The 12,897-nt window shown below is 33.9% G+C and carries 13 protein-coding genes; 4 read left to right on the forward strand and 9 right to left on the reverse strand.

Annotation, left to right across the window (positions count from 1 at the left end):
• Position 1: 1 nt before the first annotated feature.
• On the reverse strand, positions 2 to 865 hold the full coding sequence (locus AAYQ19_RS04785) for a LysR family transcriptional regulator (RefSeq protein ID WP_343534444.1): 864 nt from the start codon (positions 863 to 865) through the stop codon (positions 2 to 4).
• Positions 866 to 928: 63 nt separating this feature from the next.
• Between AAYQ19_RS04785 and AAYQ19_RS04790 the strand changes: the two genes are divergently transcribed.
• From AAYQ19_RS04790 to AAYQ19_RS04800, 3 genes are all read left to right on the forward strand, one after another.
• Positions 929 to 1,450 carry a GNAT family N-acetyltransferase gene (locus AAYQ19_RS04790; RefSeq protein ID WP_343534446.1) on the forward strand — a complete coding sequence of 174 codons (522 nt, stop codon included), beginning with the start codon at positions 929 to 931 and terminating at the stop codon, positions 1,448 to 1,450.
• 15 nt (positions 1,451 to 1,465) lie between these two features.
• Entirely contained in the window at positions 1,466 to 2,353 is an 888-nt protein-coding gene (locus AAYQ19_RS04795; RefSeq protein WP_343534449.1) for a DMT family transporter, read from the forward strand.
• 61 nt (positions 2,354 to 2,414) lie between these two features.
• Positions 2,415 to 3,797, forward strand: a complete 1,383-nt coding sequence (locus tag AAYQ19_RS04800) for a hypothetical protein (protein ID WP_343534451.1) — start codon at positions 2,415 to 2,417, stop codon at positions 3,795 to 3,797.
• A 75-nt stretch (positions 3,798 to 3,872) separates the two neighbouring features.
• Here the strand turns inward: AAYQ19_RS04800 and AAYQ19_RS04805 are convergent, their stop codons facing one another.
• The 8 genes from AAYQ19_RS04805 to AAYQ19_RS04840 form a co-directional block, all read right to left on the reverse strand.
• The gene (locus AAYQ19_RS04805; RefSeq protein WP_343534453.1) at positions 3,873 to 4,934 is read right to left on the reverse strand and encodes a hypothetical protein; all 1,062 of its coding nucleotides are present in this window, start codon (positions 4,932 to 4,934) and stop codon (positions 3,873 to 3,875) included.
• A gap of 135 nt (positions 4,935 to 5,069) precedes the next feature.
• Positions 5,070 to 6,194: an ABC transporter permease gene (locus AAYQ19_RS04810; protein ID WP_343534455.1), complete on the reverse strand. Its 1,125-nt coding sequence runs from the start codon at positions 6,192 to 6,194 to the stop codon at positions 5,070 to 5,072.
• On the reverse strand, positions 6,191 to 7,297 hold the full coding sequence (locus AAYQ19_RS04815) for an ABC transporter permease (RefSeq protein WP_343534457.1): 1,107 nt from the start codon (positions 7,295 to 7,297) through the stop codon (positions 6,191 to 6,193). The genes AAYQ19_RS04810 and AAYQ19_RS04815 overlap by 4 nt, the downstream gene beginning before the upstream one ends.
• 1 nt (position 7,298) lies before the next feature.
• Positions 7,299 to 8,042, reverse strand: coding sequence for an ABC transporter ATP-binding protein (locus AAYQ19_RS04820; protein WP_343534459.1), 744 nt, complete (start codon positions 8,040 to 8,042; stop codon positions 7,299 to 7,301).
• Positions 8,032 to 8,982, reverse strand: a complete 951-nt coding sequence (locus AAYQ19_RS04825) for an ABC transporter ATP-binding protein (RefSeq protein ID WP_343534462.1) — start codon at positions 8,980 to 8,982, stop codon at positions 8,032 to 8,034. Before AAYQ19_RS04825 ends, AAYQ19_RS04820 begins: the two co-directional genes overlap by 11 nt.
• Positions 8,983 to 8,990: 8 nt before the next feature.
• Positions 8,991 to 9,893, reverse strand: coding sequence for an HlyD family secretion protein (locus AAYQ19_RS04830; RefSeq protein WP_343534464.1), 903 nt, complete (start codon positions 9,891 to 9,893; stop codon positions 8,991 to 8,993).
• A 13-nt stretch (positions 9,894 to 9,906) separates the two neighbouring features.
• Complete coding sequence (locus tag AAYQ19_RS04835; protein WP_343534466.1) at positions 9,907 to 11,118, reverse strand: TolC family protein; 1,212 nt, start codon at positions 11,116 to 11,118, stop codon at positions 9,907 to 9,909.
• Positions 11,119 to 11,182: 64 nt separating this feature from the next.
• The gene (locus AAYQ19_RS04840; protein ID WP_343534468.1) at positions 11,183 to 11,812 is read right to left on the reverse strand and encodes a TetR/AcrR family transcriptional regulator; all 630 of its coding nucleotides are present in this window, start codon (positions 11,810 to 11,812) and stop codon (positions 11,183 to 11,185) included.
• 274 nt (positions 11,813 to 12,086) lie between these two features.
• Here AAYQ19_RS04840 and AAYQ19_RS04845 point away from each other — a divergent pair, with 274 nt between their 5' ends.
• Entirely contained in the window at positions 12,087 to 12,857 is a 771-nt protein-coding gene (locus AAYQ19_RS04845; RefSeq protein ID WP_343534470.1) for a DUF2490 domain-containing protein, read from the forward strand.
• Positions 12,858 to 12,897 lie beyond the last annotated feature (40 nt).

Here is a 12,897-nt window from a genome sequence, read left to right on the forward strand (position 1 = left end):
ATTACGGAATAATCAGTTTTAAAACATTGGCCAATACAGGATTATGATCTTCAGTTCGCCAATTGAGATACAAATCGGTTTCAAGTGGCATTTTTATAAATCGGATGCCTGGAATTTCATGAAAAAGATACGAATCTGGCAAAATTGCAATTCCGAGTCCTTTTCGAACCAAAGCAATAATGGCGGATCCAAATTCAGAATGAAGATAAACCTCTGGAGCATTTTCCAAAGAATTAAATAATCGCTGAATCAAATCGCTGTAACTGCTTCCTTCATCATTTGTTGGAAGAATGAATTTTTGAGAAGCTAGAGTTTCTTTAGTCAAATCCTCAGGCGTTTTGTACGGATGATTTTCAGGAACAACGATCGCTAAATTATCGGTATAAAATTTCTGCGAAGAAATATCTTTAGCATTATTAATATCTCTGGTAATCGCCAAATCGATTTTATAATTGCGAAGAAAATCCTGCTGATCCTCATAAAGAACTTGAACCAATTTGATTTTGAGTTTTGGATAAGCAGCTGAAATTTGGGACAAAATATCAGGCATGATGGAAGCCGAAATTGAATCGGGATGCGCAATAGTTATGGTACCGCTTTCGCCCAATTGAATCTGGCGCGCCGACTGATGAATGAATTCAAGTTTACTGAGCTCGACTTCCCATTTTTCTTTAAGAAATTGGCCAGCAGCAGTAAGTTTGACATTGCGTTTGTTGCGCTCAAAAAGCTGAACGCCCAACTGGTTTTCAAGTGACTGGATTTGTCTGCTCAATGCCGATTGTGTAATGTTCATTTTTCCGGCAGTGTTCCAGAAGTGAAGTTCTTTGGCAAGAGCCAAAAAATATTTGATTTGCTGTAAGTCCATTGATGCAATTTACGCATTTATTAAGAATAAAAAATAGCTTTTAACGCATTAAAAAGAAATAAAATGAATACGCTAAAAATTACCAAAGCAACGCCTAACGATCTTGTAAAGCTTCAGAATATTGGAAGACAAACTTTTTCTGAAACTTTTGCAGAAGTAAATTCAGAAGAAAATATGGCGAAATATCTGGAAGAAAGTTTTGCTGCCGAAAAATTGACTTCGGAACTTAAAAATGAATCTTCATACTTCTATTTGGCTGAAATCGATGAAAAACTGATTGGTTATTTGAAGCTGAATACAGGAGAAGCGCAAACCGAAAAACAAGATAAAAACGCATTAGAAATTGAACGCATTTATGTTGCAAAAGAATTTCATGGCAAAAATATTGGGCAAGAATTGTATGCACAAGCTTTAAAAACAGCGACAGAATTAAGTGCTTCGTATATCTGGCTTGGCGTATGGGAAAAGAATTTTCGAGCATTGAGCTTTTATACTAAAAACGGTTTTGTACAATTTGACACTCATACTTTTGTATTGGGTAATGATACGCAAACAGACTTTCTAATGAAAAAAGATTTGGCCTAAAACATACATTTCGAAATGGAAAAAAGAAGACTTTTATTGATTTTGCTGATTATAGGAACTGCTTTCTGGGGAATTTCCTATTCAATTACAAAAATGGCGATTGGAGATTATTCTCCGGCAATCTTTTTATTTTACAGGTTTTTATTGGCCGTTATTGTCTTGACCCTAATTTTTTGGAAATACGTCAGAGAAACCAATCTTGAAGCTGTCAAAACCGGAGCAATTCTAGCAATTCCGATGTTTTTGGGAATTCATTTGCAAACCATTGGCCTTAAACATACTAATGCTTCACAATGTTCATTCATTGCCGGATTAACCGTTATTATTATTCCGTTATTAAAATTAGCGATTTATAAAACCAATACCTCTTTAAAAATTTGGGTAGCGGCGTTGACGGCTTTAACTGGTTTGTTCATAATCGCTATTAAAGAAAAATTCGAAATAAACATTGACGATTTGTATACCATCGCGGGAGCTTTTGCTTTTGCAGTTTATTTAATTACAGTTGAAAAACATTCGGTTTTAAAAAACCTTTTGTATTCAATTGTCCCGATGTTTGCTTTTTGTGCACTTTTCACTTTTAGCATTGCGCTTACGGAAAATCATTCTGATTGGTTTCCAAAAAATCAAACCTTTTGGCTTGGTGTAGTTTATTGCGCATTGTTTTCAACGGCTTATATGTACACGGTTTCTAATATTTCACAACGTTATTTATCTGCCGAAAGAGTGGCTGTAATTTATTTGTTTGAGCCAGTTTTTGGCGCTATTGGAGCATTTTTTATTTTGGGAGAAAATCTAGGTTGGCGTCTTCTTCTGGGAGGTACTCTTATTTTTTCTGCCACTATTATTTCTGAAGTGAACTTTAAAACTGATAAACTTAAGCTTTTTGTGAAAAAGAATTAAAAGAATTACATTAGTTCCAACCTTTTTATAAAAATGAACATCCTCTTATAAAAGAGAAATTATGAAAAAAGTTGTACTGCTTATTTTGCTAATGAAATCATTTTGGGGTTTTTCGCAAGTATCGCAAAAGACTGGAGATATTCAGGTAATCAACATTTATTTATCCATCTTAAAAACAGAAAACGGTTATATTTTTATTGGTCCCGAAAGGCAAAGATCGCAAGAGTATAAAAGTATGTACATCACAAATCACAATCTTTCTATTCATACTGTTTTGGAAAAGGAAACAGATAAGAATCAAGTTGATTTAAAAACCCAAAAAAAATACGGCAAATACCAAGTTCATGGAGAATATCATATTCTGGAATTAATGAAGGAACTCCATTTTATTGATGATTATTATTTTGAAGGAAGCAATGAGCTGACAACTGAAAATATTAGATCAGGTTTAACCCAAGAATATGGTTTTGCATGGAGAAATGACAAATATGCGCTGATCAATAATCATGGGAAATTTTTAACCGAATTAAAGTATACTAATGACTTCAATTATAGAGAAAATCCACATTTGAACTATTATTTTCAGAATAAAAAACTTATTTCGGTATTGATCGACGAAGTTAGTGGAAAAGAGGTATTAGCTACAAAAGACAGTATTGTGGAATATTGGAATCCAAGCAATTATTTGGTTAAAGACACTAAAAGCCAAAAGTACATTTTAACCTATAATGGAAAAACGCAACCTGTTCCAAAAGACTTTAAAAGACTAATTGGCCTCCCTTCATCTGAGAGTCTTTTTTTTACGTATAACAATGGCTTTTTCGACAAAAAAGGAAAAAAAATAGAAAGCAATTTTATTCCTAAAAGCAATTTTTATAAAGGGCATTGTATGGTTTTAGAAATTATAAAAGAGGAACAAAAATATAACTATTATGGCGAGCCAATGCCTCGACACGAAACCAGAACTTATAAGATTATAAACGAAAAATTTGAAACAGTAAAAACACTTCCTGATATACAAGATATTGTTAGTAATTTCAATAAATATGGACAAATCATTGTAAACCGCAGATATGAAAGTTGGAGAGATCCAAGCATTGACAATCAATTTATTATTGATTATAATGGCGATATTGTGCTTCCGTCAACAAAAATCAGAATTGAAATATATGAGATTTCTGAAGGATTATATTTGGTTGAAGATGCAACTTATCCCCCGATAAAAGAAAGAGCAATGCGATATAATTACTTCAATCAAAAGGGAGAAAATATAACAAAAGCTTTAACGCAACGCGTAAATTACTTCGAATTTAAAGAAAATGCAGTTGAAAAATATCTGGTAGCTTATGGAACAATATATATGACTTTAGACAAAGAAAACAATATTATCAGTTCATATCCAAAATCATATTTTTTTGATTCTGAGCCTAAATTTTTTGAATAATAACTTAAGAAAAACGCCAATCAAAATTTTAAAAATTTGATTGGCGTTTCTTTCACTTTTCTTTTTCCGCTTCACTTATTGAAAATCAGAAGCCTTATAATAATTCTGAAGATTTACGATAAATAATCCGCCAGCAAAAAATTCTTTATTAATTCGGGACATAACCGGACTTATTCCGACGCTTACATTATTTATGGTTTTGGGATATGTCATGTTCGAATCGTGATTAAAACCAACACAATGTCCAATTTCATGAGCCGTAATATCTCCGGCATCTTTGCTGATATAATCACGTAAAATATGTTCAGCATAGCCTAAAGTTGCACCACCGCCTAAACCCGAAACTTTATCGACTTTACCACAATTAAAACGGCCATGAGTCAAAATATCATTATAAGCTTTTTCTTTCTCAGCCATTGTTAAAGCTGTGGCACCGTCATTTCCAATAATTTGCTCATTTAAAAATGCCTGTTTGAATTTATCCGAAACAAATACAATTCCCATATTTAGCATCAAGCCCGAAAAACGACGGATATCCTTTGCTGTTGTAGGCATCCAATTATTGTTTGGGTCATTATTAGGATCATAATTATGATATTTTATTGTCCATTTTAATGCCTGCAATTTTTTAAGTTTTAAGATGGTTTCATTTTCTCCTGTAAAATCAAATGCAATTTTGGTTGTAGCAACTCCTGTTGATTTGTACTGCGAAAGATCCACTTTTTTGTTTTCAATATCTAGAAAAAGAGAGGTTCCATCAACAAAAGGATACTTCATCGTCTGAGTGGCATGTGCTCTTATTTTCTTTATTTTAAAAAGCTGGATTTGAACACTGCCATCAATAGTAGCTAAAATAGTTGCATCATCAATATCGAATGGGGCAAAATTGGAAACCTCTATTGTTTTTTCATCTATTGGCTTAATTCGAATAACTTGGCTAATATTATAAACTCTGGCTTCTGAAGTCATCATATCCAAGGATTCATCATCTTGAAACATCAAGGAAGAATTTTGATTGGTATCGAAAGAAAATTCTTTTGGAGCGATTTTTTCTACTGCTTTATCATCATCATCTGATTTACTGCAAGAAATGAAAAAAACAAAAATTATGGACAAGCAAAAAATTCTTTTAATCATAAAAATAACAAGGTTTAAGGTTGATAGTAGATTTTAAAGGATGACGTTAATTTAGTATTTTTTCTGCTTGTTCTCGATAACAAGTAAGATTTTTTTTAACTAAAAACAAACGTTATCTACTAATCCCTTACTATTTTAACTTGTTTTTCTATAATTATAAATCGCTAATGCATTTAAAACAACGGCAAAAATACCTAAATACAAAAGTTCGCGTCCAACCTCTTTTAAACCGCTTCCTTTTAAAACAATCAAACGGACCACTTTAATAAAATGTGTAACCGGAGTAAACTCTGACATGGTCCTCGCCCAATTTGGCATACTATCGGTGCTAGTAAAAAAACCACTCATGAGCATGAAAATCATCATAAAGAAAAAGGCAATAAACATGGCTTGCAACTGTGTATCTGCGAAGGTCGAAATCAAAAGTCCTAATCCTAATAAAGCGATTAAATAAACAGCCGCAAAAAGATAAAGCACTACAAGGCTTCCTTTGGGAAATATGCCATAAATCAAATACATCACCGTAAGTCCAACTGTAAACACAATCATTCCGACAATCCAAAACGGAATTAATTTTCCTAAAATAAATTGCCATTTTTGAATAGGCGTTACATTGATTTGCTCAATGGTACCGATTTCTTTTTCTTTTACAATATTGAGCGCTGTTATAAATCCACCAATTAAAGTGAGCAATAAAACCAAAATTCCAGGAACCATATAATACTTGTATTCAGCCCTTGGATTGTACCAATTTGTACTCGTCAAAGTAATCAATGACGGTGCAATTGAAGCCAGCTGATTTTGCAATTTGTATCGAATATCAAGATTTTGGCTGAAATCGGCTAGGACTACATTTAAATAAGCGTATCCGATATTTGATTTTGTACTGTTTATAGCATCTGTAGCTATATTTACTTTCTGGCTTCCTTCTCTAACCAAATTTCGCTCAAATCCAGACGGAATTTCCAAAATCAAATCGGCCTCTTCAGTTTCAATCAATTCTAATCCTTCTAAATAAGAAGCTGGTGTTCCTACAATATGAAAATATCCAGATGACCCAATTTTGTTTGCCAGCTTTTGAGAATAGGAACTATGATCGTGATCGACATAAGCAATGTTTACATTTTTTACTTCAAAATTTGCTGCAAACGGTAAAATAATCAACTGTACAGTAGGCATGAGAAACATCATCGCTAAGATTGTTTTGTCTCTGAATATCTGACGAAATTCTTTCTGCAGTATAAATCGGAGCACTTTCATGATAAACGAATTTTAAATTTTTTCAAAGCTATTGTCAATAAAAAAAACGCCATTCCAGCAAGTATTAAAGTCTCTTTCCAAACAAATTCAAACCCCAAACCTTTAAGCATAACTGCTTTTACGATTGTGTAATAATATCGGGATGGTAGAATGTGTGAAACGACTTGAAATATCCAAGGCATGCTTTCCAGTGGAAACATAAAACCAGTAAGCAACAAAGTCGGAATCATCATTCCCATCATCGAAATCAACATTGCCGTTTGTTGTGAATCGGTAACATTTGAAATCAGCAAACCCAAGGAAAGACACGTAATAATGAATAAAATACTCTCAGCAAGAAGCAATAGAAAACTTCCTTTAATTTCGACATGAAGAATATATACCGACAAGAATAAAATCAGCATAAAATTAATTAGTGAAAGCACGAGATACGGAATTGCTTTTGCAATCAAAACCATTATGGGCTTGAAAGGTGATACCAGCAAAATTTCCATTGTACCAAGTTCTTTTTCACGTACCACCGAAACAGAAGTCAGTGCCGTACTTACAATCATAAAAATCAAAGCTATAACACCTGGAATAAAATTGAGCGAACCGTTTTGCTGTTCGTTGTAAAGATGTCTTAATTCTGGAACAATTTGGTAATTTAATTTTGCCGTTGGGTTTAATTCGCGTTGATAATCCCCAACAATTGCCACCAAATAATTAGTTACAATTGTGGCAGTATTTGGGTCTGAAGCATCAGCAATTACTTGAATTTTTGCGCCACCAGGACGCTGCATTTCTGAACCGAAATTTAACGGAAAAATGACCGCACATTTTATGCTTCCGTCTTTAAACCTATTCTCAACATCTTTATAATCCAAAATCGGATTTTCAACATGAAAGTAATCGCTCGCATGTATTTTTCTTGTAATTTTTTCGGAATGAATATCATGAGAATTATCCTGAATTGCGATTCCGATATTTTTGACTTCGCTACTCAAGGCAAATCCAAAAAGCAAAATCTGTGCAACAGGAAGCCCGAAAAGAATCAACAAAGTTCTTTTGTCTCTGAAAACATGATAAAATTCTTTCCGAATAAAAGCCAATAATCTTTTCATATTAGTCTGCTGCTCTTTTAGCGTTACGCGCTAATTCATAAAAAACTTCATCCATAGAAGTTGTATTGAACCTATTCTTTAATCCTGCTGGAGAATCTATGGCTTCTACTCGGCCGTCAACCATAATGCTAATTCGGTTGCAATATTCGGCTTCATCCATATAATGCGTGGTCACAAAAACCGTAATTCCATTGGCAGAAGCTTCATAAATCATATCCCAAAATTGTCTTCTTGTTATAGGATCAACGCCGCCAGTAGGTTCGTCCAAAAAGACAATTTTAGGGCGATGAAAAACCGCTACCGAAAATGCCAGCTTTTGTTTCCAACCCAAAGGCAGTCCACCAACCAATTTTTTGGCTTCTTTTTCTAAACCTAAAGTTTTGACCAAATCTTGGCTTCTTTCTTTTATTTCTGGTCTAGAGACACCATAAACACCACCATAGAATTCAATATTTTCGAGAATCGTCAAATTGTCGTATAAAGAAAACTTCTGACTCATATAACCAATATTCTTTTTGATTTTCTCCTGTTGTTTGTAAACATCAAATCCTGCAACAGTGGCTTCTCCAGAAGTAGGAAATGAAAGTCCGCAGAGAATGCGCATTGCGGTAGTTTTCCCCGCGCCGTTTGCACCTAAAAAGCCAAATATTTCGCCTTCGCTGACCTCAAAACTGATTTTATCCACCGCTTTGAAATCACCAAACTGCTTGGTTAAATCTTTACAAACAATCGCTTTATTTTCCATTTGATGCTCCTTTAAATTCTTCCGAATTGTTTTGCTCCCTCATAAGACGTATAAAACTGTCCTCAATCGTTGGTTGTATCTTTTTGACTTCAAAATTCTCAGGATTGTATTTTTCAGCAATTGCTTTTATAGTTTCTTCATTGCCACTTTCCGATTTCAGCGTAAGATGAATAAACTCTCCAAAAGCATCACAACTTTCAATTTCTGCATCCGTTCGAAGATCTTTTAAAAGCTTGTAAATGTTTTTTGCTTTAGCGGCAAAAAGCGGTTTTGGAAAACTGTTTATAATTTCTTGCGGTTGATCTACTTTCATTATTTTTCCATTCTGAATCAAAGCAATGCGATCACATAATTTTGCTTCGTCCATATAAGGCGTTGAAACAACTATTGTGATTTGCTGTTTTTTCAGTTTGTCCAGCATTTCCCAAAATTCACTTCTAGAAACTACGTCTACGCCTGTTGTTGGTTCATCTAAAAATAAAACTTCAGGCTTATGAATCAGTGCGCAACATAAAGCCAGTTTTTGTTTCATTCCTCCAGAAAGTTTTCCTGCACGTCGATTGTTGAAAGGTTTTATCTGGTCGTAAATATCTTTTATCAAGTCGTAATTTTCCTCAATCGTCGTTCCAAAAATAGTAGCAAAAAAATTGAGATTTTCCTTTACGGTCAAATCCTGATACAACGAGAATTTCCCTGGCATATAGCCCACTTTATTTCGTATTTCCTGAAAATCTTTTACAACATCATGGCCTTCAACAATTGCTGTGCCTTCTTCAGCTATTAATAATGTGGTCAAAACTCTAAAAATCGATGTTTTACCTGCTCCGTCGGGACCGATCAAACCAAAGAGTTCTCCTTTTTGAACCTCAAAAGATACATTGTCTACGGCCACAAAATCACCGTACTTTTTAGTAATATTATTTAAAGTAACTGAAGGCATAAACTATTTTATTTTGACCAGAGAACTTCGCCGTACATTCCAATTTTCAAAAAGCCATCATTTTTCACGCGAATTTTTATGGCGTAAACCAAATTTGCTCTTTCATCTTTCGTCGGAATTGTTTTTGGCGAAAACTCTGATTTATCTGAAATCCAATTTATTGTACCTTGGTATTCTTTATACTTCTTCTCGCCTTCGTCAATTCGCACTTTCACTTGCTGTCCCATTTTAATCTGTGGCAATTGCGTTCCCGTAATATACGCTCTCAAGTCAAGCGTTTCAAGATTAGCAATTTTATAAAGCGGTTTTCCTATTACAGCCATTTCATATTGTTCAGCGTATTTTGCTAAAACAGTTCCTTTAATCGGATTTACGATAACGCTTTTGCTTAATTGATCGTCAATTCCTTTTAATTGAACACCAACTGTATTTCCTTGTTCCGTCAAATTTTCAGTTGTGATTTCCAAAGAATTTTTCTGTGCCGCAATTTGAGATTGCAAAGTCGCTACTTTTGCATTGGCATCATCCAATTGTTTCTGCGAAGCCACACCACCTTTTACCAATTTTTCCGTTCGGTTGCGGTCTAAAAGTGCATTTGCAAGTTGTTTTTTTAGACTTTCGGTCTGAATTTGCTCTTGCGGTCTTCCGCTTAAAATTGCTTTTTTATTTTGTCTTAATTGCATTTTGCTGATAGACAATTGCGTGCTATCAATAAAACCTACTTTTTGCCCGGCTTCTAATTGTTGCCCTTCTTCCACGTTAAATTTTAATATTTGTCCATTCGCTTCCGCGGATAAAATAGTTTCTACCGCCTCAAAAGATCCCGATGCATCAAAATCATTTTCATTTTTATTGCAGGAAAACAAGCAAATCGTGGCGATCAAAAAACTCAAAAGCTTTATCTTTTTCATAATATATAGGGTATTAATTTCCTTTGATTGTTTGGTATTCGTAAGCAGTCATCAACAGTTGAATTTCATGCAACGCCTTCTCCGCTCTTGCATTTCCTTCTTTTTCGGTTGCATTTAGCAAATCGATTAACGGGCCAGCGCCAGTGTCGTATTTTAATTGATATCCTTCGCGAATGGTTTGACGCAGTTTTACAATGGCATCATCATCTTTCAAAATTGAAGTTTGCCTTTCCATATCAGTCGTTTTTTGATTCATTTGGAATTTTGTATTGAACAAAAATGTTTCTTCTTGAAGGTCGATTTGTTTCAATTGTTGCTTGGTCAATTCTTTTTCATTTGAATTTTTATAAAGCCCTTTTATATCCCAGTTGACGCTTAATCCAGCAACACCAACGGTTGAAATTTTATTTGCTCCAAAGTTAATTCCCGGTGCAAATACAACGCCGGCACCAAGCAAACCAACTTTTGGCATTAAGCTTACTTTTTGCATGTCCGATTGTGCGATGATCAAATTTCGCTGATTTGTAAAGCGTAATTGTTCTGGGCGTTTAATTATGGTATCTAAACCGGCCACATTTATAGGTTTTTCAAATTTTGTCTGATTGATATTTTTGCCAATCAAATACGAAAGCATGGTTTGATAACCATTTTTAGTGTATTCAAAATCTTTCTTTTGTCGGCTGAGAATTAGTTGCTCGGCTTTCATTTCATCAACATCCGTTTTATAAGCGAGTCCGTTTTCGTGAAGTTTTTTGACCTTGTCAATATTATTGGCGAGAATCGTATTTTGGATTTCTAATTGTTTCATTTGCTCTTCAATCAGCAATACTCCAAAATAAAGCTGGTTTACTCTCGAACGCAAATCATAAAGCGAAACTTCGACTGAAGCCTTATCGACATTTGAAGAAGCTTCGATAATTTTTTTTTGCGTTTTAGTCGCACCGCCATCCCAAATTACCTGATTTACTTGGCCTAGTCCAATAAATTTAAACTTGCTATCACTTCCTGAACTTCCCATACTTGGAAAATCGCCAAAAACATATCCTTCAATCGCTGTAACGCTAACTTGAGGCAAATAGGCTTTATTGGCATTGCTCAATGTATATTCTTTGCTTTTTTCAATCAGCTCATATTGTTTAATTAAAGGGTAATTTTCAACTGCAAGTTTATAACTTTGATCGATGGTCAAAGTCTGAGCTGAAACAATATTTACAAAGGACAGCATTCCTATATATTTAAGTACGTCTAATTTCCTCATAGTGTACAAATAAATTAACTTCAACAATCAATTAAACAGCTGAAAACATTGTTTTTATCCAGATTGGGATTTTCTTTTTGCGCTCTTGCATCAAAGCATTAAAATCTGCGGTTTCTAAATTTCTGCTTCCCATAATAATAGGTTTTGCTATAAATGGAAAAACGACCAATCCGAAAATATTCATCAAAAAATGCAACGGATTTGGCTCTAAAACTTCTTTATGCTGCACTGCTTCTTGAAACTGTTTTATAAAAACCGATTCGTTTACAATTTCTCTGATTGGCAATCTTTTTAAAAGCCCTTCAGGATTATTTCGCATCTCAGTTAGAATAAATGTTGGGATTTCTGGCTCTGCAGTAACAAAATCAATGTAACGTTCCGCAATTATGGCTACTTTTTGTTCCAAGGAAGTTTTGTCATCATTTAAAATCACTTTCATACTACTAACGAAACCTTCAAAAGTTTCGGCCATTATTATTTCAAAAAGTTTTGCTTTGCTTCTAAAATAATAATTGAGAAGTGCCAGATTCAAACCTGCTTCTTCTGCAATATCTCTTGTTCTAGTTGCGGTAAAACCTTTTTTATAAAAAACAATCTTGGCAGCTGTTTTTATCTTTTCTTCTGCTGTTTTATCTTTTTGATTAGACACTGAAACATTCATTTTAAATAATTTGAGTACAAATGTAATTTATTTTAGAATAGGTTAATCATATTTTTTAATCAAATGATTAAATATTTTGATTAATGCATGTTTAACACAAACTTTCACCATCCTAAATACGCGCAACCAATTACTAATAAATCAATTATAAATTATTTCTCATCCTACAAATTCTCACAAAAAAAGAATACCTTTATGCTATTATTGTTTCATAATTCCCTTTTTACCGATTCAAAAGAAATTTATTGCTTAACTAATTTCGATCGTAATTTATATGAAAAACAATTTTACTTGGATTCTTATTTTTTTGTTTTCCATTACAGCATTCGGGCAATCGGCTCAAGAGAAAGAAATCAACCAACAACTTCAAACTTGGGTTTCCATCAATACCGTAACTAAATTTTCAGACCGCTGGGCAGTAATTGGGGATTTTCATATTAGAAGAAATGACTTTGTGCAGGATCCTAGTTTTTATTTTATAAGAGGCGGTTTTAGTTATATTCCAAATTCCAATGTTTCATTGACGGCGGGATATGCGCACATGTGGCTGGCACCTTCGAGGGAAGACTGGGAAACATTTTCAGATGAAAACAGGATTTATCAACAGGCACAATTAAACACAAAAATGGGAAATTTAAGCATTTTGCAACGCTTGCGAAATGAACAACGCTGGCAAGAAAAAATGATTGACGACAGACCAAGTGGCGATTGGCGTTTTACTAATCGAGTTCGTTATTTAATGAGTTTTACTTTCAGAATTTCCGATAAAAAATCATGGCCTTCAATGGTTCTTTCTGATGAAATTTTACTCCAATTCGGTAAAGAAGCCGTTTTCAATACCTTTGACCAGAATCGTTTTTTCATTGGGATAAAGAAAACCATAAACCCAAAATGGAGTTACGATTTTGGCTATATGAATGTGTATCAACAAAAATATTCGGGCTATCAATATGACATGAATCACACCATCAGATTGTTTTTCTATTTGAATACAAGTATTCGAAAAAAAGCACCTTCGGAAATTGAAAATTCTGGCGACGAATAACCAAACTTTAAAACATAAAAAAAGCTGTCACTTACTATTT

Origin of the sequence: Flavobacterium mesophilum, from assembly GCF_039581405.1 — a bacterium.
Taxonomy (GTDB): domain Bacteria; phylum Bacteroidota; class Bacteroidia; order Flavobacteriales; family Flavobacteriaceae; genus Flavobacterium.

What these genes read in the sequence shown, in the direction of transcription:
- AAYQ19_RS04785 (WP_343534444.1), bottom strand. Translation starts at nt 865, where the DNA reads ATGGACTTACAGCAAATCAAATATTTTTTGGCTCTTGCCAAAGAACTT.
- AAYQ19_RS04790 (WP_343534446.1), top strand. Translation starts at nt 929, where the DNA reads ATGAATACGCTAAAAATTACCAAAGCAACGCCTAACGATCTTGTAAAG.
- AAYQ19_RS04795 (WP_343534449.1), top strand. Translation starts at nt 1,466, where the DNA reads ATGGAAAAAAGAAGACTTTTATTGATTTTGCTGATTATAGGAACTGCT.
- AAYQ19_RS04800 (WP_343534451.1), top strand. Translation starts at nt 2,415, where the DNA reads ATGAAAAAAGTTGTACTGCTTATTTTGCTAATGAAATCATTTTGGGGT.
- AAYQ19_RS04805 (WP_343534453.1), bottom strand. Translation starts at nt 4,934, where the DNA reads ATGATTAAAAGAATTTTTTGCTTGTCCATAATTTTTGTTTTTTTCATT.
- AAYQ19_RS04810 (WP_343534455.1), bottom strand. Translation starts at nt 6,194, where the DNA reads ATGAAAGTGCTCCGATTTATACTGCAGAAAGAATTTCGTCAGATATTC.
- AAYQ19_RS04815 (WP_343534457.1), bottom strand. Translation starts at nt 7,297, where the DNA reads ATGAAAAGATTATTGGCTTTTATTCGGAAAGAATTTTATCATGTTTTC.
- AAYQ19_RS04820 (WP_343534459.1), bottom strand. Translation starts at nt 8,042, where the DNA reads ATGGAAAATAAAGCGATTGTTTGTAAAGATTTAACCAAGCAGTTTGGT.
- AAYQ19_RS04825 (WP_343534462.1), bottom strand. Translation starts at nt 8,982, where the DNA reads ATGCCTTCAGTTACTTTAAATAATATTACTAAAAAGTACGGTGATTTT.
- AAYQ19_RS04830 (WP_343534464.1), bottom strand. Translation starts at nt 9,893, where the DNA reads ATGAAAAAGATAAAGCTTTTGAGTTTTTTGATCGCCACGATTTGCTTG.
- AAYQ19_RS04835 (WP_343534466.1), bottom strand. Translation starts at nt 11,118, where the DNA reads ATGCTGTCCTTTGTAAATATTGTTTCAGCTCAGACTTTGACCATCGAT.
- AAYQ19_RS04840 (WP_343534468.1), bottom strand. Translation starts at nt 11,812, where the DNA reads ATGAATGTTTCAGTGTCTAATCAAAAAGATAAAACAGCAGAAGAAAAG.
- AAYQ19_RS04845 (WP_343534470.1), top strand. Translation starts at nt 12,087, where the DNA reads ATGAAAAACAATTTTACTTGGATTCTTATTTTTTTGTTTTCCATTACA.